Genomic DNA, 421 nt, shown 5'->3' with positions numbered 1-421 from the left:
TTCCAAATTTTTAAAGAGCAAGAGAATGACTTCTCAGAGTTAAAAACTCTCAGATTACCAAGTCGTTGGTAAGAGTGTTTATCTATGAGGAGTAAGTAGTAAAGTGGTGGAGCTAAGCAGGATCGAACTGCTGACCTCCTGCGTGCAAGGCAGGCGCTCTCCCAGCTGAGCTATAGCCCCACATTACTAGGATAACATTGTTCTGAACCAAGCTTCTTTTCGAGGCCAGGCATTAAGTGAGGACGTTTAGTGTTTTCTAAACGACGAGCTTAATAACGCAGCATCGGGAAGAAGTGGTGGGTCTGAGTAGACTTGAACTACCGACCTCACGCTTATCAGGCGTGCGCTCTAACCAGCTGAGCTACAGACCCAAACAATGTTTGTGTTCTCTAATTCTAATCAACAATCATCTGTGTGGACA

The 421-nt window shown here is 44.9% G+C and carries 2 tRNA genes; both read right to left on the bottom strand.

Features of this window, described 5'->3' with window-relative positions:
• Positions 1-104 precede the first annotated feature (104 nt).
• Positions 105-180: transfer RNA gene (locus tag C3B51_RS23390), tRNA-Ala, on the bottom strand.
• 114 nt (positions 181-294) lie between these two features.
• A tRNA-Ile gene (locus C3B51_RS23385) sits at positions 295-371 on the bottom strand.
• Positions 372-421 lie beyond the last annotated feature (50 nt).

This window comes from Pseudoalteromonas rubra, from assembly GCF_004212645.1.
GTDB lineage: Bacteria > Pseudomonadota > Gammaproteobacteria > Enterobacterales > Alteromonadaceae > Pseudoalteromonas > Pseudoalteromonas rubra_G.
Note: the sequence above shows the minus strand (reverse complement) of the source record. Positions and strands in the feature narration are given on the sequence as shown.